This is a genomic window from Ruegeria sp. J8 (genome assembly GCF_056531925.1).
Genome location: NZ_JBQFMR010000004.1, coordinates 376,560 through 402,015 on the forward strand (window position 1 = coordinate 376,560; position 25,456 = coordinate 402,015).

At 56.6% G+C, this 25,456-nt stretch carries 26 protein-coding genes; 18 read left to right on the forward strand and 8 right to left on the reverse strand.

The window, feature by feature from the left end; all coding sequences use genetic code 11:
- Positions 1-24 precede the first annotated feature (24 nt).
- Positions 25-924, forward strand: a complete 900-nt coding sequence (locus ACR0L1_RS11405; RefSeq protein ID WP_480858896.1) for a LysR family transcriptional regulator — start codon at positions 25-27, stop codon at positions 922-924.
- A gap of 387 nt (positions 925-1,311) precedes the next feature.
- On the opposite strand, the gene ACR0L1_RS11410 is transcribed toward ACR0L1_RS11405, so the two are convergent.
- Positions 1,312-2,463, reverse strand: a complete 1,152-nt coding sequence (locus ACR0L1_RS11410; protein ID WP_480858897.1) for an enolase C-terminal domain-like protein — start codon at positions 2,461-2,463, stop codon at positions 1,312-1,314.
- A 48-nt stretch (positions 2,464-2,511) separates the two neighbouring features.
- Positions 2,512-3,783: a replication initiation protein gene (locus tag ACR0L1_RS11415; protein ID WP_170783229.1), complete on the reverse strand. Its 1,272-nt coding sequence runs from the start codon at positions 3,781-3,783 to the stop codon at positions 2,512-2,514.
- A 579-nt stretch (positions 3,784-4,362) separates the two neighbouring features.
- On the opposite strand from ACR0L1_RS11415, the gene ACR0L1_RS11420 reads away from it, so the two are divergent.
- Together ACR0L1_RS11420 and ACR0L1_RS11425 are read left to right on the forward strand one after the other, a co-directional pair.
- Complete coding sequence (locus ACR0L1_RS11420) at positions 4,363-5,748, forward strand: AAA family ATPase (protein ID WP_480503961.1); 1,386 nt, start codon at positions 4,363-4,365, stop codon at positions 5,746-5,748.
- Positions 5,741-6,808, forward strand: a complete 1,068-nt coding sequence (locus ACR0L1_RS11425) for a ParB/RepB/Spo0J family partition protein (RefSeq protein WP_480858898.1) — start codon at positions 5,741-5,743, stop codon at positions 6,806-6,808. Before ACR0L1_RS11420 ends, ACR0L1_RS11425 begins: the two co-directional genes overlap by 8 nt.
- Positions 6,809-7,056: 248 nt before the next feature.
- On the opposite strand, the gene ACR0L1_RS11430 is transcribed toward ACR0L1_RS11425, so the two are convergent.
- The 4 genes from ACR0L1_RS11430 to ACR0L1_RS11445 all read right to left on the reverse strand — a co-directional run bounded on the left by ACR0L1_RS11430 (position 7,057) and on the right by ACR0L1_RS11445 (position 9,391).
- Complete coding sequence (locus ACR0L1_RS11430; RefSeq protein WP_480858900.1) at positions 7,057-7,611, reverse strand: aromatic ring-hydroxylating oxygenase subunit alpha; 555 nt, start codon at positions 7,609-7,611, stop codon at positions 7,057-7,059.
- 9 nt (positions 7,612-7,620) lie between these two features.
- On the reverse strand, positions 7,621-7,884 hold the full coding sequence (locus ACR0L1_RS11435) for a hypothetical protein (protein ID WP_480858902.1): 264 nt from the start codon (positions 7,882-7,884) through the stop codon (positions 7,621-7,623).
- Positions 7,881-8,471 (reverse strand): TetR/AcrR family transcriptional regulator, encoded by a 591-nt coding sequence (locus ACR0L1_RS11440; RefSeq protein WP_480858904.1) that lies wholly within the window; start codon positions 8,469-8,471, stop codon positions 7,881-7,883. Before ACR0L1_RS11440 ends, ACR0L1_RS11435 begins: the two co-directional genes overlap by 4 nt.
- Before the next feature lie 287 nt (positions 8,472-8,758).
- Positions 8,759-9,391, reverse strand: coding sequence for a TetR/AcrR family transcriptional regulator (locus ACR0L1_RS11445; protein WP_480858988.1), 633 nt, complete (start codon positions 9,389-9,391; stop codon positions 8,759-8,761).
- 126 nt (positions 9,392-9,517) lie between these two features.
- Between ACR0L1_RS11445 and ACR0L1_RS11450 the strand changes: the two genes are divergently transcribed.
- Genes ACR0L1_RS11450 through ACR0L1_RS11475 form a run of 6 tightly spaced genes read left to right on the forward strand, consistent with a single transcriptional unit; the run spans position 9,518 to position 14,996 of the window.
- Positions 9,518-10,570 carry an extracellular solute-binding protein gene (locus tag ACR0L1_RS11450; RefSeq protein ID WP_480858906.1) on the forward strand — a complete coding sequence of 351 codons (1,053 nt, stop codon included), beginning with the start codon at positions 9,518-9,520 and terminating at the stop codon, positions 10,568-10,570.
- 2 nt (positions 10,571-10,572) lie between these two features.
- Positions 10,573-11,418 (forward strand): ABC transporter permease, encoded by an 846-nt coding sequence (locus tag ACR0L1_RS11455; protein WP_170356353.1) that lies wholly within the window; start codon positions 10,573-10,575, stop codon positions 11,416-11,418.
- The gene (locus tag ACR0L1_RS11460) at positions 11,415-12,188 is read left to right on the forward strand and encodes an ABC transporter permease (RefSeq protein ID WP_480858908.1); all 774 of its coding nucleotides are present in this window, start codon (positions 11,415-11,417) and stop codon (positions 12,186-12,188) included. Before ACR0L1_RS11455 ends, ACR0L1_RS11460 begins: the two co-directional genes overlap by 4 nt.
- On the forward strand, positions 12,185-13,234 hold the full coding sequence (locus tag ACR0L1_RS11465; protein ID WP_480503972.1) for an ABC transporter ATP-binding protein: 1,050 nt from the start codon (positions 12,185-12,187) through the stop codon (positions 13,232-13,234). The genes ACR0L1_RS11460 and ACR0L1_RS11465 overlap by 4 nt, the downstream gene beginning before the upstream one ends.
- On the forward strand, positions 13,234-13,968 hold the full coding sequence (locus tag ACR0L1_RS11470; RefSeq protein WP_480503974.1) for an MBL fold metallo-hydrolase: 735 nt from the start codon (positions 13,234-13,236) through the stop codon (positions 13,966-13,968). Before ACR0L1_RS11465 ends, ACR0L1_RS11470 begins: the two co-directional genes overlap by 1 nt.
- 26 nt (positions 13,969-13,994) lie before the next feature.
- Positions 13,995-14,996 carry an alcohol dehydrogenase catalytic domain-containing protein gene (locus ACR0L1_RS11475; protein WP_480858910.1) on the forward strand — a complete coding sequence of 334 codons (1,002 nt, stop codon included), beginning with the start codon at positions 13,995-13,997 and terminating at the stop codon, positions 14,994-14,996.
- Here the strand turns inward: ACR0L1_RS11475 and ACR0L1_RS11480 are convergent.
- Together ACR0L1_RS11480 and ACR0L1_RS11485 are read right to left on the reverse strand one after the other, a co-directional pair.
- Positions 14,986-16,644 carry an amidohydrolase gene (locus ACR0L1_RS11480; RefSeq protein ID WP_480858912.1) on the reverse strand — a complete coding sequence of 553 codons (1,659 nt, stop codon included), beginning with the start codon at positions 16,642-16,644 and terminating at the stop codon, positions 14,986-14,988. The two genes, ACR0L1_RS11475 and ACR0L1_RS11480, sit on opposite strands and share 11 nt — an antisense overlap.
- 15 nt (positions 16,645-16,659) lie before the next feature.
- The gene (locus ACR0L1_RS11485; RefSeq protein WP_480858914.1) at positions 16,660-17,442 is read right to left on the reverse strand and encodes a carbon-nitrogen hydrolase family protein; all 783 of its coding nucleotides are present in this window, start codon (positions 17,440-17,442) and stop codon (positions 16,660-16,662) included.
- A gap of 129 nt (positions 17,443-17,571) precedes the next feature.
- On the opposite strand from ACR0L1_RS11485, the gene ACR0L1_RS11490 reads away from it, so the two are divergent.
- From ACR0L1_RS11490 to ACR0L1_RS11530, 9 genes are all read left to right on the forward strand, one after another.
- Positions 17,572-18,480 carry a LysR family transcriptional regulator gene (locus ACR0L1_RS11490; protein ID WP_170771731.1) on the forward strand — a complete coding sequence of 303 codons (909 nt, stop codon included), beginning with the start codon at positions 17,572-17,574 and terminating at the stop codon, positions 18,478-18,480.
- 93 nt (positions 18,481-18,573) lie between these two features.
- Positions 18,574-19,536: an agmatinase gene (gene speB, locus ACR0L1_RS11495; RefSeq protein WP_170789373.1), complete on the forward strand. Its 963-nt coding sequence runs from the start codon at positions 18,574-18,576 to the stop codon at positions 19,534-19,536.
- Positions 19,537-19,558: 22 nt separating this feature from the next.
- Positions 19,559-20,635 (forward strand): ABC transporter substrate-binding protein, encoded by a 1,077-nt coding sequence (locus ACR0L1_RS11500; protein WP_170755829.1) that lies wholly within the window; start codon positions 19,559-19,561, stop codon positions 20,633-20,635.
- 72 nt (positions 20,636-20,707) lie between these two features.
- Positions 20,708-21,766, forward strand: a complete 1,059-nt coding sequence (locus ACR0L1_RS11505; protein WP_480858917.1) for an ABC transporter ATP-binding protein — start codon at positions 20,708-20,710, stop codon at positions 21,764-21,766.
- Between the two features lie 10 nt (positions 21,767-21,776).
- Positions 21,777-22,616: an ABC transporter permease gene (locus tag ACR0L1_RS11510; protein ID WP_480858919.1), complete on the forward strand. Its 840-nt coding sequence runs from the start codon at positions 21,777-21,779 to the stop codon at positions 22,614-22,616.
- Positions 22,613-23,398, forward strand: coding sequence for an ABC transporter permease (locus ACR0L1_RS11515; protein WP_170755832.1), 786 nt, complete (start codon positions 22,613-22,615; stop codon positions 23,396-23,398). Before ACR0L1_RS11510 ends, ACR0L1_RS11515 begins: the two co-directional genes overlap by 4 nt.
- A 7-nt stretch (positions 23,399-23,405) precedes the next feature.
- A complete protein-coding gene (nthA, locus tag ACR0L1_RS11520; RefSeq protein ID WP_480858921.1) occupies positions 23,406-23,993 on the forward strand; it encodes a nitrile hydratase subunit alpha in 588 nt (195 codons plus the stop codon).
- A 9-nt stretch (positions 23,994-24,002) separates the two neighbouring features.
- Entirely contained in the window at positions 24,003-24,665 is a 663-nt protein-coding gene (gene nthB / locus ACR0L1_RS11525; RefSeq protein WP_170771719.1) for a nitrile hydratase subunit beta, read from the forward strand.
- Positions 24,652-25,029 carry a nitrile hydratase accessory protein gene (locus ACR0L1_RS11530; protein WP_170789377.1) on the forward strand — a complete coding sequence of 126 codons (378 nt, stop codon included), beginning with the start codon at positions 24,652-24,654 and terminating at the stop codon, positions 25,027-25,029. Before nthB ends, ACR0L1_RS11530 begins: the two co-directional genes overlap by 14 nt.
- The last annotated feature ends 427 nt before the right edge of the window (positions 25,030-25,456 follow it).

Genomic DNA, 25,456 nt, shown 5'->3' on the forward strand with positions numbered 1-25,456 from the left:
GAATTTGTTTAGCAGGCAAGAACAATGAGAATCTCACTCGAGGCAATTGAGTCGTTTGCGATCCTGTGTAAGGTCAAGTCCTATTCGAAGACGGCTAAAGAGCTGGGTCGATCTCAGCCAGCCATAAGCAACAGGATCCGATCGCTTGAAACTCTGGTCGGGGTCAACTTGTTCGAAAATGGTGACCCCAATCTAGCGTTGACGGAAAGCGGCCGCGAACTTCTGGATTGCAGCGATAAAATACTGCAAAACATACATCGCATACGGAACATCTCAGACAGTAGAGGCAGCCAGCCTGTTCGCATCGCGTTTTTGTCAACGATCGAAGCTTTCCTGAATCCCTACAATTTATTTCACACGGCCCCCGATATCGCCCGGTCCTCGTTATTTATAGAAATGCAAAACTATGATGACCTCGAAGATCAAATTCGTTTCATCGAGGGGAATGTCGCGTATTCGGTCGTTCGGGACGAAAACTTGCCGTCACTCCGGAAAAGCTGGCCATTCACTATGCGCTGGATCGCCAGCTCTGATTTTCCATTAGAGAATTTCGGGGGCAGTACTCAGCTTCCGATAGTAGAGCTTTCTGAATTTGTTAGGTTTTCCAATGTCTTTTATTCAAAACTCGAATCCTTGGGCGTCGGATATAAGGTCGTATGCCGCGCGGCGGGCATCAACTCTTATCTGAATGCGATTTCTGCCGGTCTTGGCATCGGTTGCATCGGCGATTTGTTCGTCGTGCAAAAGATGAAATCCAGAAACCTGCGCTTTCTTGATAAAAGTTTGGGAGATTTTGGGCGCTTCCATTTGGGTCGGTTCAACGTTGGAGATCTTTCCTACGACGCCGCAAAAGCGACGGGTATTTTTGACAAAGCAATCGACAATCAAAACCGGGTAATGCGGGAGTTTTTGTCTTCGATTTGAGCTGAAGTGTCCCCATCGGATTGGAAAGGACCTTCTCGCATGATTGTGTTTCACACTTTTCACCGGTGACCTTGAAGTACATCTTTCGAACAAGCTGAATGCAAAGGCCGTTTTCAAGGCGGCATTGCCCTTATGTGCGCAAAATAAACACAAAATGACCACTTCACCGCCAACCCAGCTAAACTGGACAATCGTAGCACCTGATTGCTTAGCACCGGCATCGTTGAAGCGTAGGATTTTTCAACATCGAAAGCCCCTTAAAGTCCAAGGCACAGACGAAAGTATGTCGGTATTACATCGACGGGTTCCAAGTAGCGGCCACCTAACTTCGAACGCAAATCAAAAGTCCGTTCCGCGCAGATTGCCAAATCTAGGCTTGGGTCGACGTTAACCTATGGCGTATTGTGCCACTTTACCCTCGTCCCATTCCAAACCCATTCCCGGGCGATCGGGCGGGGTTACTTTGCCGTTGACCACTTCGTATGGGTCTTTGAGGATTGGATTCGCCCAATCGACCCACTCCAACCAATGTGCGCCCGGATCCGCACACATCAGATGCGCGCTAACCTCGGGGAAAAGATGCGACGATACCGGCCATCCTGCGGCGCGTGCAAGGCTTGAAGCCTCGAGCCAACCCGTTACCCCACCGATTTTCATGGCGTCTATCATGACCAAATCAAGCGCCCCCGCGCTTGTCGCTCGCGCCATGTCACCCGGCCCCCAATGGTTCTCACCCCCTTGAATAGGAATGGTGGAAACTGCACGCAGTTCGGCCAGCCCATCATAATTGTCGAACGCAATCGGCTCTTCGATCCATCCCAACTTCTGCCCGGCCAAGGCGGTTAGCCGCTGTTTTGCCTCAGCTACTGACAGCCCCTGGTTATAGTCAGTCACAATTGTCGTCGCTTCGCCAACCGCGGTCCGCACTTCGTCCAAAACAGCCAGATCAGTATCTACGTCGGGATAACCCAGCCGAACTTTCAAGGCTGAGAATCCACCCTCTGCCAACAAGTCCAGGGCCTCGCCCGCAACCTTACTGGGCCCAATCAAGCCCATTCCATTCGAGTTGTAAGCAGAAAGAGCTTTCGCAGCGCCGCCCAGAACCTCATACAAAGGTCTGCCAATAGACTGCCCAACAGCGTCCCATGCTGCCATGTCAATCCCGGCTATGGCCATCAGTGTAACCCCCTCGGCCCCCAGCAGTTTGAACTGCCCCAAGATACGCGTGTGCAGTCCACGCGGTTCCGCAGGAGTTCCTTCCACTACTGGCGCCAGATCGCGCAATAGAGCCGCCGTGGCTTTTAAGGCAATCGGAGAATACGTGAACAGGTAACTGCGGCCAACGGACCCATCACTTCGTTCGAGATCAATCAGCACCAAAGGGGCCATCGTAACCTGCCCGGTCATCACAACGACAGGGCGTCGCAATGGAACCAATACAGGGCAGATCTTCAGCTTTGTGATGGTGATTTCTGACACAACAACCAAGCCTTTCTTTTGCAGATTTAGAAGGCCACAGCGACCAGTTCTTTCGTTCACCAAAACCTACGCACAGAGCCGCTTCATCGCAATCACTGACCCCGAGCCTTACACCTGTTCCTCAAACGCTCCGGGTTCCAATTCATCCCAGAACGCAAAGATAGCAGTCGCGTTCAATCCGGATCGCCACCCATGCGCGCGAAAATGCTCGCGATCCAGATCATCTGACAAGCCCGATAGAAAGAGCCTTTTATCTGCGTCGCGTTGCGTGGGGTTTCGCCGCGAAACCAAATCTTCAACCACCGACAGTTTCCGCGCCCGTTCCGTGCGCTCGGCCGCGCGACTTTCATATGCCTGATCTTCTTGTGCCTGATCAGCCTTTCGCTTCCGAGCGGCCTCCAAAATCTCGGGGCTGGGATCGGAAGGTACGGGCTTATCCGGAACTTTGTAGTCATCGCGCAAAGCCGCAGACAGATACCCTATCGTCGACTTTACGCCCTGTTGCCGTTCATTCATGTAATCCAGTTTTTGCTGAACATAGTCCTCACCATGTTCGGCGATCCATTGTCGGGCCAACCGATCCGCGACCCCCTGTTTACGCAGTTTTTTGTAAACCGGAAGATTACGGACCCCGTCGCCGTCATCAATTTGGAACATGGCCATCTGCGGATTTTCCCGGATCAGAAACCGAATATCCGTGACCGCCCTGCCCTTTTTGCGAAACTCTGGTTCAATCACGATGTCCGAGCTTTTGTTCACCTCAGCCACTGCTGGCTTTATGATCTTGGCGTTCAAATGCTTGAAGCTGCCGTAATAGTCGCTGCCATCCACGCCCATCAGTTTGCGAAATACATCCAGCGCCCACCATCCCGTCGACCCGGTGCGTACAAAACGGTAGCAATTTTCGTATAAGGCCAAGCCATGGCCTGAGCTGAAATTACGTTGGATATGTACATTGATCAGTGCATAGATCTTCGGATCGAACAGCTTTTGCGCCAACGCCGGAGAGTAAGCGTATTCGCAGATACCATTCTTGAGTTTGGCGAAACTCAAAAGCGACGAAACACCCCATTCCTGCCGCCCTTCTTCATCCAGCATGTCCCATTCGGCCACCGTCTCGGCAAGGGCGCGCAAGCTGGATCTGAGTGTGTCAAAATCGTTGGAATTATATCCGACCATCATGGCCAGCGTCCGCGCATCAATCGTGTGGGTCGCAGCTGATGTCAAAGTGTCGTAGGCATTTAGCAGCAATACATTTGACAGTTTACGCTGTAATAATGTGAGCTTGCCGCTGATATGAATAGCGGCAACGTTCTTTTTCACGGTCTCACGCCGCAGCGCGCCCGTGAGAGTATCCATATTGACCTGTGTCTCTGGCATTTTCCTGCCTGACTGCTCGTTTGCGTTAGTCTGTCACGAAAGGTACCTTGATTTCAATTCTTATTGGGTGCCCAAATACAGGATGAGATACGTCCTGTAGACAGGTACCTTACTAGGTTGAACGGCGTGTCTTTCAGAGTTGATCTAAGGAATAGAACAACAGCGATCATCACGTGACGCTGAAACTAGGGGCTAAACGGCAATAATAGACTCCTTTTTCAGCCATTTGTGACGTCCCGAGAATCGGCGCTCTTGTTCCCGAGAACGGCAACCTTTCATCCCGCATTTGGGTTCCATTGATCCCGTATACAGGCACCCAACAGCCTGAATTCGGGCACCCAGTTGCGTCTACCCTGTTGATAATAAATAATATTACAGCTGCAAAGTTTCTAAATACCCTAAAGAATCAAAACTATTTGTCGCTGTTTTTTTCTCGAATCCTACAGGTTTCGTAGCGAAACTGATTCCACAACCGCCTAAAACCCGAATAATTTTCAAACAAGGATAGCCCAAGAACAGAATGTACGTTAGATTGATGAATATACGCTGATAAGGCGAACATTTTCTGAGGCACCGACAGTGAACAAACCTGCACAACCTAGCCTGCCCCCCTATCTGAATCTTGATCCAGAGGCTGCGGCTGACCGATTACCGGATCCTATTGGGACTCAGCGATTCGCGAAAGCCGCCGCTTTTTGCGCCAAAGGTCGTGATGATCTTGCCCGTCGTGGATACGCGCCCGATGGTGAAAAACGCTTGCGACGGTTTTCCACATGGGAAATCACCAAATATCTCATCCCTGTCGCTCCCGCCCATCTCCGGCGTGTACTCAAGGCCAATCCAGAACTCCCCCAGGGCGAGGGAGAGGGCGGGTCCAAGTGGTTCACGTTGGAAGAAGTGCTGGCCCTACGCAAGTTCTTTGCCAGCGAAGGGGTCAGCACTAAAGAATACCTGCCCTATCGTCCCGAAGGTCTGCCCGCCAAGGTGGTTTCGGTGGCCAATTTCAAGGGTGGCGTTGGCAAAACCAGCACCGCCGCGCATCTGGCCATGTCAGCCGCGTTGGACGGCTACAAAGTCCTGGTGATCGACTTGGATAGCCAAGGCTCGATGACTTCGATTTTGGGCGGCAATGTTGCAGATGAATGGCAAACCGTGTTTCCGCTGATCGCCAAGGACTATGCGCGTGCTGTTCAGCAGGAAAATCAGGTTCGTGCCGCAGCTGAGCAGCCGGAAATTCAGCTGGATGAAACGTTGCGAGAGGCGCTGACCATTCAGCCGCATGACGTCATCCAGAAAACGCATTGGCCCAATATTGATCTGATCGGTGCGCAGTTGAACCTTTACTGGGCCGAGTTTCAGATTCCCGTCTGGCGTATGGGATTGCGCAGTTGGCCTCTGTGGGATGGATTGACCAACTTTTTGAACGATGACGGTGTTCTGGATGCGTATGACGTCATCTTTCTGGACACACCCCCTGCCCTTGGCTACCTGACCATCAATGCGCTGGCCGCGGCCGATATCTTGCTGGTGCCGCTTGGGGCGTCTTTTCTGGAGTTTGATTCAACCGGCCGGTTCTTTGACATGCTGTATTCGACATTTGCCAGTATCGAAGATGGCGAAAACGCAGCCCACCGCGCTGCTGGATTGCCTGAGATGAAGTTCGAATGGGACGTGGTCCGCGCGATCATTACGCGGTTTGATGCGAGCCAACAGACCGATATGGCCAATGTGATTCAGGCCTATTTCGGCGATTTCATGAACGCTTATCGCCAGGATTATACCGCTCTGGTCGGGCAGGCCGGCGAGCAAGTGAATGGAATCTACGAAGCGGATTACCGTGAATTTAACCGAGAAACATATGTCCGCGGACGCGAGACATTCGACAGAACCTACGCCGAGTTCAAAGAGCTTTTGATCGGATGCTGGTGGCGGGACGCCCAGATGGAGGAGCAGGCAGATGGCTAAGCGCAGAAGATTGACCGCACCGGACGCCACCGCGTTGCAGGAGATGGAGGAGGGTTTCGCCGCGAAACCGCAATCCAATCCGTTTGAGACCAACTCACTGACGCCCCCAATTGCACAGGTTGCGGCCGAGGCCGCAGCCCTCTCGGGCATGGCCGCTGTCACGGATCGCGCTGCCTTGGCTCAGGATCAGGGCGATGCTGAGCGTTGGCGCGTGGCGCAAAGTGACGGGTTGGTTGCACGTAAGGTTGCTCTGGATGAGGTCGAGCCCGACTACATTCGGCGCGATCGACTGGACATCAACGAAGAGGAAATGGCGGAGTTGATCGAGTCCATCCGCGCGCATGGTCTTCGCACACCGATCGAAGTCACCGGGCTTGAGGACGGGTACGGATTGATCTCGGGGTATCGGCGGTTTGAAGCGTTTCGGCGTTTGGCTGCGACGGATTCGAATTTTGCAGAGATCCCTGCATTCATCCGCGATGCCGGAGCGGGGCAGGGTGCCTATGTCTCGATGGTGGAAGAAAATGAGTTGCGCTCGAACCTAAGCCACTATGAGCGGGGGCGCATTGCGGTGTTGGCTGCAGGGCAAGGTGTGTTCGACTCGGTTGAAGACGCGGTCAATGCCTTGTTCTCGACTGCGTCCAAAGCCAAGAGATCTAAGGTTCGCAGCTTTGCGGTAGTGCATGAGGCCCTGGGCGACCTGCTTCAGTTTCCGACGGAACTGACGGAGAAAGCGGGCCTCCAATTGGCGGCAGGGTTGCGCAACGGTGCTCAGGCACGGTTCCGTGAGGCGCTAGACGGGGCCGAGGTACTGGATGCCCGATCGGAATGGAAGCTTCTGGAGCAGGCGGCAAAGGACGCGCCCGTGCAGCCTGTCATCAAGTCCCGAGGGGGACGTCCGCAACAGGTCGAACGCATTGACCCTGTGGCCTTGGCAAATGGAGGTTCGTTAAGCGCCGAGGTCGCACCGGGCGAGGTGCGTATCCGGGTAGAAGGGCGAAGCCTGGATCGTGAGGCCGTTGAAGTGCTGCTGCGTCAGCTTGCAGATCACATCGGTTAGTTTCGCTGCGAAACCCGCGTTTCAACGCTCGTTTGAAGCGATGTCTAGGGTGTCGGGTTTGTCTTGGGTGGGGCAGGGAAGGATTCTTGAGTGTGGTGTCAATGTGTGCTTCATTTGAATTGATCAAACTACCGGCAGGGCAGGGCTTATGACCCGACGGTGTAGTGACATCGACTTTGTTCACGGAAATCACCAGCAGACAGTAGTGCGCAAAAAGATTTATTAATGAGTATTAAGTTCCAGAGATGCTAGAATACAGGACTATGCCGGAGGGCTCTGTTGCAACAGATCCCGACCAACTCTTCAGGCTTGTGTGGACCGAGCAAGGGATCAACTTCTCCGAACCACTCTGCCAAAGTCGGTGCGTCTGGGTCGGGGTGCACAAACATCATGCCGCGCCAGACATCGACACTTGCAGGCTTTAAACCAAGGCAAGACTTATCGACACAATTAGGGAACTCGGACACCTCATCAGGGACGGAGATCAGGTTGCCTTCCAGGTCATAGGTCCAGTCATGATACGGGCAGGTCAGCGCCTTTTGCGTTTTTCCAACTGCGCGGATCAGTTGGGTGCCCCGATGACGGCAAATATTGTGAAAAGCGCGCAGACGGTGATCACGCCCCATGACAATGAACAGGTTGTTCAGGCCTGCCTGAACGGAAATGTAGTGCCCCGGGCCCTCGACATCCTCGACCAATCCCGCGAACCGCCAGGTGCGCGAAAAGATTTGCCGCTGTTCCCGATCGAACCAGTCCTGCGAGGTATAAGCCGAGACCGGCAGGTGGTGGTACATTTTGGTCATGTCAATTCCTCAGGCAAGCAGGTGGGCGTATTGCGGAAACAGGCTGGCGGCGATCATCATCAGTCCCGACAAAGCCCACAGGCAAACTATAGCCCAGTAGAGCAAAGGGTCGTCATCTCGGTTGATCTCGAAGACCAGAAAGGCTTGCCGGTTCAGAACGGTTGGGACGATCCACCAAACAAAAAGCAGCCCCCATACCCAGTAGAGCTCTAAGACGGTGGTGATCAGCAGGATAGGCAAAGCAATGTAATTCGCCGTTCTGGTATGGCTCATGGCGTTGCCTCCAGAGTGGAGGCCAGCAAAGAGGCCGCCAGTTTCAATTCTGCACGCCAGACTTTGGGTGGGTCCAGCGGCGACAGGGCGTCCATACTGACAAAGATTGCAGAAATTCCCTGAGTCACGGCGCGAATGTGTGTATCTGGCGCGTTAGGGGTGGCACGCCTTAGGATATCCTCGACCACGTCGAAAAACTCCGTAAGGCTGTCCATCAGATCTTGCCTCAGATCCGGACGATTCGGAACCGCGACCACCAATGCCTGATAGGCCAGCATCAACCGTGGATCGGTCCCGCTATCGTCGGCAAACAGTGCGTCTACAAGGTCAGACGGCGTTGCTCCGCCTGGCAGCGCCTGTCGGAGTCCTTCTAGCGATTCAGAAAAACCTGCAACAACGTAGCCGGCCAAGGCGGTTACCATTTCGTCCTTGTTTCCAAGGTAGTGACGCAGAAGCGGTCGTTTCACGCCAGCCATCTCGGCGATCCGCTCTTGCGTCGCACCGTCAAGCCCGAACCGCGCCACACATGTGAGATATGCGTCCAGAATTTCCTGAGATCTTTGGTCTTTTAACGAAGGTCGCGGCATATTGGCCCTATAAATTGTCAGTGATGACAAATAACTATGCTCGATAGTTTGTCAATGGTGACAATTTAACTTCTTCGTCTCGGGAAGGGTCGCAGTTTTTCGGTTGATACAAGGGAGGCGAGGCTAAGCGTGTGAGGCTTGCCTTCCACCAATCTCCGCATCGCGTCGGGGTCCAAGGGCAACGACTTCAGAATGCTGCCGAGCCACTTAAACTTCTGCCTGGCTACTATTCATTGGAACCTAGCGACAATGACCAAAAAACCTTTGCGAACAACAAGCCTTAAGTCTTAAGCCGACGGTGAAGCATCTGCGGAAATGAGGTTCGCGACTGGAACAATCTGTGCGGTTATTTGATCTCTAAGCTGAGTGAGAGTCATCTCATCCTGTTTGATGAATTCGATAAACGCCTGATTTAATGCACTGAAGACAAGCGCGCCCAAATCTGTTGCCACCAGGTTTCGGTGAACTTTTCCTCGATCCTGCAGAACCGCAATCAATTCGGTTACTTGCGCCACCAACCGACGATCCTGTTCCGCATAGCGCCGACCGCTTGGCGTGTTGGGGTGTTCAATAGAATGGGCAATCGCCGTGCGCCACATTTCCTTTGAGAGGTATTCAAGCGAGTGATCGTAATACTGGAAAATCAACGCCAGTATCGCATCATCAACGCGCTGCGGAGGGTCGGTCAGGATGGGCGCGCCTGCGGCGATGACCTCTTCGACTTCCATCGCAACAGTTGCAATCAGAATGTCGCCCTTGGTTTCATAGTAGTTGTAAACTGTGCCGACAGACACTTCGGCCATTTCTGCCAATTCTTCGATTTTCACGGATCTATACCCGTGCAACCGGAATTTTATGGATGCAGCTTCGAGGATGCGACGCTCGCGCGCTGCTTTTTGCCGCTCTCTTAATCCTGCCATTTGGAAAAATGACCTCGTGTAGCACAAATCCAAATTTAGAGTTGACTAAAAAGATGAGGCTGTTCAAGTTTTTTCGAACAGACCCACTCAAAAACCGGGCGACCCACAATCAACAGGAGATGAGGAATGCAAACCGGACGTAAAATCCTTGGTGTGTCGGCACTGGCCCTGATGGCTGGCAATGCCTGGGCCGAAGGCGAACTGAATGCTCTGGTGTGGTGCGACCATACCGATCCCGAACTGATCGCTCCGTTTGAGGCGAAGCATAACGTCAAGGTCAACCTGCGCGAATACGAAGGAACGGGCGCAGCGCTGGCATTGTTGGAGCAATCCAGACCCGGCGATTGGGATGTGCTTGTGGTCGATGGGATCGACGTGTTTCGCGCGGTCGAAGCCGGTGTTCTGGCCCCGCTGCCCGAGGGCGCGGTCTCGACTGCGGATTACTTTCCCGAAGTGGTCATGGCCGAAAACAACACAATTGACGGCGTGACCTATGCCGTGACCGAAAAATTTGGCTACAACACGATCTCGTACAACTCGGCCAAGGTCGATCCCGCGGATATGGAAAGCCTGAGCACTGTTTGGTCCGAGAAATACGACGGGCGGATTTCGATCTATGACTACTACCTGCCCGTGATGGGGCTGGCCGCCATTGCCGAAGGCATTGCAACGGACGCAATTGGCGCGGGAGATTTGGCAAAGATCGATGGTGTCCTTTCAACCATGCGAAGCCGAGCTGCCTCGGTCGCGGGGGTGGTTGCGGCGCAAACAGCACTGGCGACAGGCGAAGTAGATATCGTTGTGGGTGGGGGTGAGTGGCTGACGGCCGTGCTCGCCTCGGAACAGCCGGAACTGACATGGACCATCCCCAAGGAGGGCGCGGTTCGCTGGGCGCAATCCATCGGCGTGGTCGAGGGGGCCAGTAACCCCGATCTGGCGGTTGAGTTCATCAAGTACATCACCAGCCCCGAAGGGCAGGCCCGTCTGGCGACGTCTTCGTGCTTTTGGGGAATGCCCGCAAATGCCAAGGCCGGAGACGTTCTGACCGACGCACAAAAAGACATCCTGCGCTGGGATCAACAGCCTGACTATCTGGCGTTGACACAGCTTTACCCTGCACCGAATGCAGATCTGGACATCGAAATGCAGGATCTGTGGCTGGAAACTCTGCAGCAGTGAACATGTCCAAGGACCAGGTCCGCGGCTGGGGCTTTGTAACCCCGGCCCTGCTGTGGACCATCGCCTTTTTCATCGTGCCTTTCGTTGTGATGGGCGCGATGAGCCTTGCTTCGCTTGAAGGGCGAACGCTTGTTTGGGATCTGTCACTGGCCAACTACGCCAAGCTGCTTGAAAAGAAATATTTATGGCGGGCGATCCTGGTTTCGCTGGAAATCACACTGACGGTGACGGTGATCTCGGTCGTGCTGGCTTATCCGCTGGCCTGGATCATTGCCTTTCGTGTGTCACCGCGCTGGCAGCGCTTGGCCTTGCTGCTGGCGATCCTGCCGTTCTGGACATCTTATGTGGTGCGATCTTATGCGTGGCTGCTGGTACTGGCGCGTGAGGGTGTGGTGAACGAAACGCTGATGTGGATCGGAGCCATCGCCGAGCCGATCACGCTGGCCAATACGCGCTTTGCGACGGTGACGGGCTTTGTGCATTTCTTTGTGATGCTTCTGACCCTGACGATCTATGCCAACCTGATCCAGCTGTCCCCGAACTATCGCCGGGCGGCAATGGACCTCGGCGCTAACGCGTTTCAAACCTTCCGGCACGTGATCTTGCCGTTGACTCTGCCCGGTATCGTCACCGGAGCATTCTTGACCTTTGTCCTGTGTATCGGCGACTACGTCACGCCGCAGATTCTGGGCGGCAACACCGAACTGACCGTGCCACAGGTCATCATGGTGCAACTGGGACGGCGTGCGGATTTCCCGCTGGCTTCGGCGCTGGCCATTGTCTTGATGAGCATCGTTGCGCTGGCCTATCTGCTGTCAGCCCGCTGGTTAAGGCTTGACCGGTTATGATGCGCTTTCTGCCCTGGGCGTACCTGATCGCCGCTTTTGTCTTTATCTACCTTCCGGTGGGCGTGCTGGTCCTGTTCTCGTTTCAGGAAGGATCGCTGCCTGTGCCACCGTTCAACGGGCCGTCCCTGCAATGGTACCAAACCATTCTTGGGGACGAGGATTTGATGGCAGCGCTGCGCAATTCGATCCTTGTCGCGTTCGGGTCGTCTGCGGTTGCCGTGGCGCTTGGGTTTCTGGCGGCATACGGGCTTGCGCGGCACGTTCTGCCGGGATCGGCCCTGATCCGAGGGCTGCTGATCGCCCCCTTGACGGTCAGCTACCTGATCGTCGGGCTGGGCCTGCTGATCGTTCTGACGCGCTCGGGCTTTGGCGTTTCGCTTTGGACCGCAGCGATCGGGCATGTGGTCATCAACTTGCCGCTGGCTTTCGCCATCATCTATGCCTCGATGGGAGCGCAACAGCAAAACGCCGAACGCGCCGCCCGTGATCTGGGCGCGTCCGAGCCCAAGGTGATCGCGTTGGTGACAGTACCGATGTTGCTGCCCTCGATTGCGGCGGCCTTTTTCTTGTCGGTCACCCTCAGCTGGGATGAGTTTATTATCTCCTTCCTGCTGACCCGCTTTGACGTCACCTTGCCGGTTGAAATCTGGTCGCTGCTCAGGTCGGGCCTGTCGCCGCAACTGAACGCAATCGGCAGCTTTGTCTTCTTGATTTCAGTTGCGGCTGTGCTGCTGCTGGAACTCACCATCTTTCGGAAAGGCCGCCAATGACCGCGTCTGTCACGTTTTCGGGTCTCAATCACTGGTTCGGTCAGTTTCAGGCGCTGTCCGGGATCGACCTGCAGATCGAGGCCGGTGAATACGTGACTCTGCTGGGCCCGTCCGGCTGCGGTAAGACCACTCTTTTGTCGATCCTAGGGGGGTTTCTTGAGCCTACCCAGGGCCGCGTCCTGATCGGCGGTCAGGACATGACCCGTGTAGCACCGGTCAAACGTCCCACGACCACGGTGTTTCAGGATTATGCCCTGTTTCCGCACATGTCCTTGCGCGACAATGTTGGCTTTGGCCTGCGTATGAGCGGTATGGGTCGGAAAGACCGCCACGCACGCGCCGAACAGATGCTGGATCTGGTTGGTCTGAAGGATGCCGCGCTCAAACGTCCTCATGCCTTGTCCGGTGGGCAGCGACAGCGCGTCGCCCTAGCGCGGGCCCTGGCGGTCAATCCGGACGTTCTGCTGCTGGACGAACCGCTGGGCGCGCTGGACCTCAAGCTGCGGCGATCCATGCAGGATGAGTTGAAAAGCATTCAGCAACAGATCGGCACAACCTTTGTCCACGTCACCCATGATCAGGAGGAAGCAATGGCGATTGCGGACCGGATCGTGGTAATGAGCCGTGGCCGGATCGAAGATCATGGCACCCCAGATCGGGTCTACCGCCATCCGGCAACCCTGTTCACGGCGGATTTCATGGGCGAAAATAACCACATTTCAGGTGTGAAATCCGGGACGGGTTTTGAAACGCCGTTTGGACTATTGCCAACCCTGAACGCCCCGGCCTCGACCAAAGCCGCAATCTGCCTGCGTCCCGAGGATATCCGCGCCGACGATCAAGGATCATTCCCGATGGGGCAGGCCACGGTGACTGCGGCGGCGTTTTTCGGAACCTATTGCCGGGCGCACCTGTCGCCGGCCTGTGCCCCGGACCTGAGCCTGACGGCCTATCTGGCCCCTGACCGCCCTTGGGCGCAGGGCGATGTGGTATCGGTGTCCGCAGATGTCGAGAATTTTCGCCTGTTCGAACCGGAGACCCCCTGATGCAACGCGCGCAACCGCAGGATTGGTACCGCACAACCCGCAAAGGTGAAGACGTTACCCTGATCGATGAGCCTTTCATCACGCCTTTCTATCGCTGCAACATGTGGCATGTACGTGGGCGCGACCGCGATATGCTGGTCGACAGCGGCATGGGCGTTGTGTCACTGCGGACATGGGTGCCTCTGGTGACCGAACGTGCGTTGACGGCGGTCGCAAGCCACACCCATTTCGACCATATCGGCTGTCATCATGAGTTCGAGGATCGCGCGGTCCACAGGGCCGAGGCCGATATTCTGGCCAACCCGACGCGCGTGGCGACGCTGGCCGACCCCTACGTGACGGACGAGATTTTCGACTGCCTGCCGCCCTTGCCCTACCGATCCGACACATATGCGGTCAGCGATGCGCAGGCGACGCGACTGCTGGACGATGGCGATATCGTCGATCTTGGGGACAGGCATTTCGAGGTGATCCATACACCGGGTCATTCACCGGGCGGAATAGCCTTGTGGGAGGCCGCAACGGGCATCCTGTTCTCGGGCGATATTGTCTATGATGGCGAGTTGATCGAAGACACCTATCACAGTAATGCTCAGGACTATTACCGCTCGATGGTGCGCTTGTATGATTTGCCGGTGGAAACCGTGCATGGGGGTCACTTTCCCAGCTATGGCCGGGATCGCCACCGCGCAATCATTCGCGCGTGGTTGGAAGGAAAGTACACGGCGCCATGACTGGCCTGCCCACCAGGATGAAAGCGGTGATCAGTACGGGGCCGGGTGCGCCGCTGGTCGTGACCGAGGTACCAGTGCCCATAGCAGGTCAGGGTCAGGTTCTGGTCAAACTGGAAAGCTGTGGGATTTGCCACAGCGATCTGCATCTGCGTGATGAAACGTTACCCAACGACGCTTATCCCAGAGTGTTTGGGCATGAAGGGATAGGGCGCGTTGTGGCTGTGGGTGCAGGTACTTTCAAGGCTCCGACTATTGGCACGCGTGTCGGGTTGCCATGGCTTTACGACACCTGCCTTGCCTGCAAACCTTGCCGATCCGGGCTTGAGAACTATTGCCCAACGCAACAAGCGCGGGGCGTTGAACAGGATGGGGCTTTTGCAGAATATGCGGTGCTTGAGGCCCGCTTTGCCTGCGAAATCCCCGATCAGATCGACCCCATCACAGGCGCACCGCTGCTGTGCGCAGGGCTTACTGCATGGAGCGCGCTGAAACGCTCCAAGCTTGAGGCAGGCCAAAATGTTCTGATCATCGGGGCAGGGGGTTTGGGGCAATACGCTGTCCTGATCGCCAAAGCCCGTGGCGCGCGGGTGATCGTCGTGGATCAGGACCCTGCCAAGTTGCAGACGGCGCAAAACCTGGGGGCGGACTTGGGTATCCTTGCCGGTCCCGAAGCAGGCGCGGCTGTACGGCAGGCCGGAGGTGCCGATGTGACGCTGAACTTTGCGCCAACCCCTCGGGTCTGGCAGACAATCAAGGACGCTGTGAACCCGCTGAGCGATATTGTGGCTGTGGCTCTAGTGGATGATCCGGTTGATCTGTCGATGCTGTGGCTGATCGACGGGGGGCACAGGGTTTACGGTTCCTCTGTTGGGACACGGCAGGATTTGTTGGACTTTCTGAACTTTGCGGCGCAAAACCCTTTGGCAGTGAATGTTGAAACTGTACCGTTGGATCAGGTAAACCATGCGCTGGATCGGCTGCAAGCGGGGGATGTAGCCGGCCGTTTGTGCGTGGATTTCAGTCTGTAGCCAAGTATGTCACGACCCCGTTGCAGATCGTTGCCGCAATGGCAGTGTCGCCTGCGTTGCTGTCCGTCAGCATCCGGTCCAGCACCACTATATCAGCCAGCAAGCCGGGCGCCAGACGCCCAAAATGATCATCGCGGCGGCAGGCATAGGCCCCTTCGCTGGTATAGGCGGCAAGGGTGTCTTCAAAACTCAGACGCTCGTCCTTTTGATCGCCGTCCCAGACCTGCCGGGTCAAGGCGATGTCGATCCCGGTCAAAGGTGGCAGGGCTGCAATCGGCCAATCGCTTGAAAAACAGACACGCGCGCCCGTCTCTTTAAGCGTCCGCCACGTGTAGGCGTCGGGCCATTGGTCCCTGCCGATGATCGAGGCCAGAGGCTCCAGCGGGAAATCCCCGCATCCCGGCGGATGCGGCGGCATGAACGAGGCGACCACATCAAGCGCGGCAAAGCGGGGCCGGTCTGCAGGGTCTAGCAACTCGATATGTTCTATCCGGTGCCGATTGCCCTGCGGGCCGTTGGCAGAGCGGGCGGCCTCATAACCATCCAACACCGCGCGTACGGCCCCATCCCCAATGGCATGAACCGCGATCTGGAACCCGCGCTTGTCCAGTTCCACCGCCAGATCGGAAAATCGGGCCGGGTCATGCAGCGGCGCACTTTTGTGGCCGGCTGTATCGGGGTAGTCCCGCACCCGGTATCCGGTGTGCGCATCCAGCGTGCCGTCCATGAAAAATTTGACCCGGTTGCACCACAGCATCGGGCTGTCCAGCTTACGCCGCATCTGCTCGGCAATCTCGATGTTTTCGACGGGTTCGCCGGGCGTGAAGTGATAGGGAAGCTCAAGCCGGCAACACAGATCGCCCTCGGCCTCGATCTCTTGTAAAAGACTGGCCTGATAAAGGTTGCCGTCCATATTGATGATTGTCGTGATACCGTGCTGGGCGCAGTATTTCAGCCCTTCGCGCATCAATGCCTTGTCGGCCTCGCGCTGAGCTTGCGTCACTTCTTGGGCCGGTTCGACCCCCTCTAGCCCCAGAACCTCGCGCCCACCATGGGGGCCACGCGCCTGTATTGTGGCAACGGCCGGAGGCTCAATCAGCGTGCCAGTGGCCATCCCGTCCGCGTCCAGTTCAATATGCGAACCCGGCCCCAGATCGCGCCCCCGTAGCACATCAGCAGCCTGCAGCGCCGCGGTATTTGCCCAGCCGTTGTGAAAATCCGCGCTTTGCAGCAACAGCGGGCGATCGGGGCATATCGCGTCAAGAATATGCCGGTCCGGATTTTGGCCACCGTCAAAACTCGCATAGGCCAGACCCTGTGCCACAAGCAGGTTGTCATCAGGGTTTTGTGCGGCAAATTCCTGAATGGCGCGGGTCAGTGCTGCAGTGCCCGTGATCGCCTCAAGCCGCAATACCTTCAGGGAATAGGCGCCGAAAAACAGATGCATATGGCTTTCGACAAAGCCCGGCAGAACCGTTGCGCCCTCGGCGTCGACGACCCGAGTGTCGACGGTACATAATGCCTTGATCTCTTCCGTTGATCCAACCGCTGCGACCCGATGCCCCGACACGAATATCGCCTGGTGTCGCGGGCCACCGGGCTCCATCGTGCGCAGATCGGCATTCACGATTGCAAGCGAAGAGGTCATGCGCGCGGCTTTCGACTAAGGGTGGGCTAGATTCAGTGCCACGGTGTCTGACAAATAGGGGTTCTCGTAGCGCGATTGGGCATAGGCATCTGGATCAATCGAGGCCGAGATCACCTGTCCGCCCTCAGTGGCAAAACCCAGTTGCTGACCGTCTGGGGCCACGATCGAGGACATGCCCTGATAGGCATAGCTTTCGTCAGAGCCTGCGTGATTGGCATAGACGACAAAAACCTGATTTTCGAAGGCGCGCACCGGTACAACCTGTTGCGTGATGAACGCACCGGCTGGGCCTTCGGCCATCGCTGTTGGCACAATGATCACTTGCGCCCCGGCATGCGCCAACCGACGCACGTTTTCAGGAAATTCGATATCGTAGCAAATCAGAAAACCAAGGGTCAGACCGGCCATTGTGGTCATCACCAAGGACCGCTCGGGCGTCTGGAATATACCTTTTTCATAGGGGCCATACAGACAGTTTTTGCGATAGATCAGCGGACTATCAGGGTCATCACGGTCGATGATCATGGCGCTAATATAGCGGGCATCGCCCTCGGCCTCGGGGAAACCGGCGACTAGGCTGACGCCGCTGTCGCGTACGGCTTGGGTCAACCGTTGCACCCATGGCCCATCCTTCGGTTGCGCCAGATCACGTAAGATCGCGCCGCGCCCGTATCCGGTGATGGCCAATTCAGGCGCAACCAACAGGTCTGCTTCCGAAGCGTGTAAGGCTTGTTCGATTTGGGTCAGCCGATCCTCGGTGCTGCCTTCGGCTTGCATCTGATATGCGGCGATCTTCATGTCACGGGTCCCTTGTTTCGGCGCAGTTCGATCAAATTTTCAGCGCCTGCAGCTGTGACGGTATTCAGCACGCCAGAATTTGCAAATAGTGCGTTGCAAAACGATACATTTCTCTGGCTCAATGCAAGGATGAAAATCACAGGCTCAGATATCCATCTTTTGACTGTTTTTGACAGTGTTGTTCGGAACCGGGGATTCTCGGCGGCGCAGGTTGAGCTGGGCCTTAGCCAGCCCACGATCTCGAACCACATCACCGCGCTCGAGGAACGTCTGGGCGTGCGTCTGTGCCAGCGTGGACGGCGCGGGTTTTTGCTGACTGAAAAAGGGCGGATGGTGCATCAGATCGGTCTTGCGCTGATGGACTCTCTGGATCAGCACTCGACCCATCTGGCCGAGTTAAAGGGCAACCTGGTTGGACGGCTGAAACTGGCCGTCGTGGACGCCACCACAACCGATGAGGCATTCAAACTGCCCCAAGCAATCAAGCAGTTCACCGAGGCCGCTCCTGCCGTGCGCATCGACCTTGCGATTTCCGAGCCGCAAGATATTCAGCAAGGCGTATTGGACGGTACGTACCATATCGGATTCGGAAGTTTTGATAATGTGAGCAATGGCTTGCATATAACCGATTTGTATTGCGAACATCATGCGCTTTATTGCTCGGACACCCATCCGTTGTTTTCGGCACCCGCGGACGCCCTTGGTGACGATGCTATTTCTCAGCACGCTTGGGTTCATCGCGGGTATTGGAACCAGCAAAGGCAAAAGACCCAGCATTCCTCGGATCGAGACCTTTTTGTGCAAGAAATTGAAGCGCAACTGATCCTGATCCTCAGCGGGGCCTATATCGGGTTATTGCCGCTGCATCTGGCCGCTGACTGGGAAGGTCGGGGGCGGTTGCGTCGCTTGCCCAACAGCAGCCGCGACTACTCTTGCGACATGCAGATTGTCACGCGATCCGGTGCGGCACCCAAGGTAAACACGCTATTCATCCAGATCCTTCGGCAGATGTACCAAGGGGATTACATTGCAAAATGAAAATGTAAGAGTTTGTGGAACGCTATTTTTTGACCCAATTGGGCGGCGTACGGTCCAAGAGACCCTTGTATGACTTCAGCCGCAGGACCCTCAATGCCAGACACGACCGCGCCGCGATACAATCAGCCTTTGGGTGGCAACGACATGCCCCGTTTCGGAGGCGGCACGACAATGATGCGCCTGCCAGCGCAGGAAACCGCCGCCGGGCTGGACGCTTGTTTCGTGGGTATTCCGATGGATATCGGCACCTCGAACCGGACGGGTACGCGTCACGGGCCACGTGCGATCCGGGCCGAAAGCTGCATGTTGCGGCCCTTCAACATGGCCACGGGCGCGGCTCCTTTTGCCAACATGCAGGTTGCCGATATTGGCGATGTGGCGATCAACACGTTTGATCTGAAGAAAACCATGGACATAATCACCGGCGCCTATGATCAGATTCTCAGCCACGATGTCGTTCCGGTCACACTGGGCGGAGATCACACGCTGACCTACCCGGTGCTGCGCGCGATCGCCCGCAAACATGGCCCAGTGGCCTTGATCCATGTGGACGCGCATTCAGATACGAATGACGAAATGTTTGGCGAAAAAATTGCCCATGGCACTCCGTTCCGCCGAGCGGTCGAAGATGGGCTGCTGCAGAATGACAAGGTGTTCCAGATTGGCCTGCGCGGGACGGGTTATGCGCCTGACGATTTTGACTGGGGCCGCAATCAGGGCTTTACTGTCATTCAGGCCGAGGAGTGCTGGCACAAATCCCTGACCCCCCTAATGCAGGATATCCGCGCGCGGATCGGGGATATGCCGACCTACCTGACCTTTGATATCGACAGTCTGGACCCGGCCTATGCGCCCGGAACCGGGACGGTCGAAATGGGCGGGCTGACCAATATTCAGGCGCTCGAAATCGTGCGCGGTTGTGCCGGGCTGAACCTTGTCGGAACCGATCTGGTCGAGGTCTCGCCGCAATATGATGTCAGCGGCTGCACTGCGCTGATCGGGGCCAACTTGGCCTATGAAATGCTTTGCGTCCTGCCCAAGAACCGGGCCAACTGAACAAAACCAACAGGAGATCACAATGCCAACCACCCTTTCACGTCGCCGATTTTTAGGTACCGCTGCCGCAACCGGGGCTGCCGCGCTGGCCGCACCCGCCATCGTGCAAGCCGCCCAGTCACTTAAGGTTGGAACCTATGGCGGGTTCTTTGAAGACAGCTTCAAGCAGTTCATCTTCCCCGAATTCACCAAGGCCACCGGGATCGAGGTGAACTCGGTCGCCGTACCTACCGGCGAGACATGGCTGGTGCAGATCAAGAACGCTGCCCGCGCCAAAACCGCCCCGGCGGATGTGTCGCTGATGGCGGGTATCCCGCGCAGCCATGGGGCGGATCAGAAAGTGTTCAAGGCGCTGGACGACTCCAAAATCCCGAACCTGTCGAACATGCCTGACAGGTTCAAGGACCGCTATGACGACGGTACCCTGTACGGTGTCGGCGCGGTGTCGTGGTACATCACGCTGTGCACGAATTCGGACGAAATCCCCGAAGCCCCGGACAGCTGGGCCGCGCTGTGGGATGAGACCTATAAGGATCAAATCGGTCTGCTGGGACTCGCGTCGAACTCGCATATGCTCGAGGTAACGGCGGCCACTTTCTTTGGTGGTACAGATATTCTGGACACCAAGGACGGTATCCAGCAGGTGTTCGACAAGCTGTCTGAACTCGTCCCTAATGTGCGGCTTTGGTACAAGGACGAAGGCGCGTTCCAGCAGGCGCTACAAGATGGTGAGATTCCGATGGGTCAGTACTATCACGATGTGGCGGGTCTTGCCGCTGCCGAAGGTTTCCCGGTGGTCTCGACCTTCCCGAAAGAAGGCGCGGTTGTGGACTCGGGCTATTGGATCGTGCCCGAACACGCCCAGCCGGTGGATGAGATTCACGAGTTCATCAACTTTATCTCGGCGGCCGAAACGCAGGCCCTGTTGTCGCGCAACGTGGGCACTGCGCCGGTCGTCGACCCTGCGCTGACTGATTTGACCGAAGAAGAACTGGCGGCCGTCAGCAGCCCCAAAGCGCCGATCGTGCCGCGCTATGACATTTACAAGGATCACGCGGACTGGATTTCCGACACCTGGAATCAGATGATCGCGGGATAACACCACTCACGACACTGGCCCGTCCCGCGCAGGTGGGGCGGGCCGCTTCCTTTGTTGAAAGAATAGACCCTTATGCCCGGTTTAAGCATCGAAAACGTCACCAAGAAATTCGGCACCGTGACGGCCGTCAAAGATGTGAACCTTCAGTTCAATACCGGCGAGATGATCTGTTTTCTAGGCCCGTCTGGCTGTGGCAAGACCACTCTGCTGCGGATGATCGCCGGGCTGGACGAACCCACGCAAGGCACGATCCGGTTCGAGGATCAGGACCTGACCGGCGTGCCCGCACATCAGCGCAATATCGGCATGGTATTTCAGTCTTTTGCGCTGTTTCCGCATCTGAATGTGGGCGAAAACATCAGCTATGCGATGCGCATTCGGGGTCATTCCCGGTCGGAATGCGAAGACCGCGCGCGGCAGTTGCTGGATATGGTTCACCTTCCGGGGCTTGAGGATCGCAAGATCTCGCAATTGTCGGGGGGTCAACGTCAGCGCGTGGCCATCGCGCGCGCCTTGGCACTGAACCCGCAGGTGTTCCTGCTGGATGAGCCGATGTCAGCGCTGGATGCCAATCTGCGCGAGGTCATGCAGATCGAGCTGCGCAAGCTGCAACAAGAGCTTGGGATCACCACTGTCGTCGTCACCCATGACCAGACCGAGGCGATGACGATGGCCGATCAGATCGTGGTCATGGGAAAGGCGCAGGTGCTGCAGACCGGCACCCCGATGGAGATTTACAAGACTCCGGTCGACAAATTCGTGGCCGGGTTCATCGGCACCAGCAACCTGCTGCCTGCCAAGATGTCAGGGCCTGACAGCGTGCATGTGAACGGGACCGCTCTGAACGTGGGCGGCAACACAGGTCATTTTGCCCAAGGCGATGACGTTCTTCTGATGACCCGCCCGGAAGAGGTGTTCGTGCATCACCCCTCAGATGTGGATGTGGCCAATTCGGTCACCGGCACAGTGACATTCGTACGCGATATCGGCGCCACGATCGAGATTTTGGTGGATTGCGCCGGGCACGAGGTGATTTCGGTCTTGACGCCAAAGGACTGGCCCAATGTGAAAGTGGGCGATCAGGTCCATGTTGAAATGCCCGCTGCGGCCTGCAGCGTGCTGGCGGTTTAGGAGGGAGAAGATGCAATCGAGCGCGCTTTCCCGCTATATTGGGCTGATCCCATCCTCGGTGATGATCGGGGCGTTTTTTGTGATCCCCTTCGTCCTGATCTTGCTGACCAGCGTGTCCACGCCAACCGATGACGGAGGCTATGCCACCGGCTTTGACCTGCAGCATTTTGAACGCTTCCTGACGTGGTTCTACATCGAACGGGCGCTGTTCTCGGCAGGTCTGTGCGCGCTGATCGCGGTTCTGAGCCTGTTGATCGCGTATCCCTTCACCTATTTCCTGACCACGTTCCCACCGCGCTCGCAGACCTTTTGGTTGATCTACATTCTGGCGCAGCTGTCCCTGTCCGAAGTCCTGATCGCGTTTAGCTGGCAAATTCTGCTGTCCCGCACCGCAGGCGTGGCCAATATCCTTGTCTGGTTTGGCGTGATTGAGAAAAGCTTTGCCATGACCCCCTCCGCAGGCGCAGTGGTGGCCGCGCTGGTCTACCTGACCGTGCCGTTTTCGGTCCTGCTGCTGTTTCCCGCGCTCAGCCGGTTGGACAAAAGCTTGATCGAGGCATCGCGCACGTTGGGGGCCTCGCCTTTGCGGACGTTTTTCACGGTGATCATTCCCGTTACACGGCCTGCGATCATCTCGGGCGGGGTCACGGTATTTGTGCTGACGCTGGGGGCCATCATTGTGCCGCAGGTTCTGGGCAAGCCCGAACACTGGACGCTGTCAGTGCTGATTACGGATCAGGCGATATTCAATTTCAATATGCCCTTTGCCTCAGCGCTGGCGGTGGTGTTGCTGGTTCTCAGCGCGACAGTGATCTGGCTGGTCACGAAATTCTCGGGGAAAAAGGCATGAGAGCGCTGCGCAGTATCTATCTGGCGCTGTTTGCGCTGTATCTGATCGGACCGATCCTTGTGATCGCGGCCGTGTCTTTCAACGCCAAAAAGTTTCTGGCCTTCCCGCCGCGCGGCTTTTCCTTCCGCTGGTATGCCGAGGTTTTCGTGGCGAATGACTGGTTCACGGCTTTGAAAAACTCTTTGTTCATCGCCTTTGCCTCGGCCAGTCTGTCGGTTCTGATCGCGATGCCGGTGGCATATTTCGCGTGGCGCTATGGCCTGCGCTATGCCAAGGCGCTGCTGGCGCTTGGGGTGGCACCGTTCATCCTGCCGCCTGTGATCATGGCGCTAGCCTTCCTGCTGTTTTTCACCGGGATTGGGCTGAACGGGTTGATGATCAACGTCATCATTGCCCATGCGGTCTTCCTGCTGGCGCTGCCTTTGGTCACGATCTCACTGGGGTTGGAAAGCGTCGATCACGCGCTGATCGAGGCCAGCCAGACCATGGGCGCCTCGAACGCCGTCGTCTTCCGCACGGTGATCCTGCCGATTGCTGCCCCCTTTGCCTTTGCGGGGTTTGCGTTCTGCTTTGTCCTCAGCCTGAATGAATACATCATCGCGCTCATGACCGTGGGCTTCTCGGTCGAGACGCTGCCGATCAAGATTTTTAACGCCCTGCGCTATGGGTACACGCCGGTTATTGCGTCGATTGCGGTGATCTTCATGGTGATAAATATCGTGATTTTTGCCCTGATCGCGCGGTTTTCAAACTTGGCTCGTATTCTCGGCGCGATGGAGTAACCGAGCCATGCCCCATGATCACGATCCTCTGGAAGAAGGCCCCGCCTTGCGCGTGCGCGCGTTGGAAGAGTTGATGGTGGCCAAAGGCCTGGTCAAACCCGAAACGCTGGACAGCATCGTTGAATATTATGAGCGCGAAACCGGCCCGCGCAACGGCGCGGCTGTGGTGGCGCGGGCGTGGACGGACCCAGAGTACAAAGACTGGTTGCTGCGCGACGGTTCTGCGGCGATCAATGCGATGGGGTTCAGCGGGTTCCAGGGCGAACATATCCGCGTGGTCGAAAACACGGATGCGGTTCACAACGTCATCGTTTGCACCTTGTGTTCCTGCTATCCGTGGCCGGTTTTGGGCCTGCCGCCCACATGGTACAAAAGCCCCGCCTACCGGTCGCGTGTGGTGCGCGAACCCCGTGCGGTTCTGGCGGAATTTGGTGTCAGCCTGCCCTATGAGGTGCAGATCAAGGTTTGGGACAGTACGGCCGAGATCCGCTATCTAGTTCTGCCACGCCGCCCCGACGGGACCGAAGGGCTTTCCACCGAAGAACTGGCTGATCTTGCCACCCGCAACGGCATGATCGGCACGGCTTTGGTTTAGGGGCAGGGGATGGACGGCATTCATGATATGGGCGGGATGCACGGGTTTGGCCCGGTGCCCTGCGATCAGGACCGGGCGTTTGACCACGACTGGCAAAAGCGCGCTTTCGCCCTGACCGAGGCTTTGGCGTGGTCCGTACCTTTCTGCGCCGATGAACACCGCGCCGCGATTGAACGTATCGCGCCGGAAGACTACTTGCGGCTGGACTACTTCGAAAAATGGACCGTGGCCGCCACCGCGCTGGTACAGGCGGCAGGTCTGGTTGATCCGCAGGAAGTCGCATCGGGCCGCAAACGGTTCGACATTGCATTGGTCGACCACCCAGCGGTTGGCCCGGCTGACATACTGGCGGCTACCAAAGCAGGGGCTGAGATGACATTTCCCCCAACCACCGCCGCGCCACGCTTTACCGTTGGCCAGTCGGTGCGCGTTCTAGCCAATAGCCCCGCCGGCCATACGCGGGTGCCGCGCTATGTGCGCAACCACGTGGGACAGATCACCTTGAATGCCGGAGTTTTCCAGTTTGCCGACACCATGGCCGTAGGGCAGGGACCTAGCCCACAGCATTGCTACTGTGTTGAGTTCTTGGCGACCGACCTATGGGGCAATGACGCGGACCCGAAGGGTCGTGTATGCCTGGATCTTTGGGAGAACTACCTTGAACCCGCTTGACGCGCATCAACAGGCAGCAGCCCAGCTACGCAGCTCTATTCCGGGGCTAAGTGAAGATAACCCGTTGTTCAGGGCTCCCTGGCAGACAAGGGTCTTCGCCCTTGTTGTGGCTCTGGTCCAACAGGGGCACTTTTCCTGGACCACTTTTCAATCCCGATTGGCAGCGTTGGTGACAAAGACCGAAAAGCAGAAACATGCAACCTCGGCCGCGGCGGTGGAAGGCCTCTATTTCAATTGCTGGCTGCAGGCGATTGAAGAAACGCTGGAAAGTCAGGGGATGTTGAGTGCCCGAGACATCGACCAAAGGATTGCAGTAGTGCGTGAAACCGTCAAAGAAATCAGAGCTGCGCAATCTGGATCCTAAGGCCCCAAGACAACCTCACCTGCTCAATATCGAGGGTACTGGGGTAAACCGGTCGATTTCGGTACCTGCCTCAAAAGACCGGTTGGTAAAGTCACTGATGCCGGGCTAAAGCGCAGCTTCGGGTTCCGCCGAAATCTGCCCCTCCTGCACCACGGGTATCAGTAAAAATCTTTTCGCTATTGGTTTTAACTGAATGTCAGGTCACGGTTTCCGGCTAGCACGGACTGTAGAACCCGGGTGACTTGTGACCGCCGCATGACACGCGGAACGGCATAGGATGTGGTCCACGCCACGTTTAACATTGGCGATCACGAAGCGACTCTTCTGGCAATTCTGGGACCATGTGTCGGAGATATGGGGTACGAGATCGAAGATGTCGCGGACAAGGTGCCTTGGAACGGTCTGCGTTAGATTGCAGAAAAAGCGC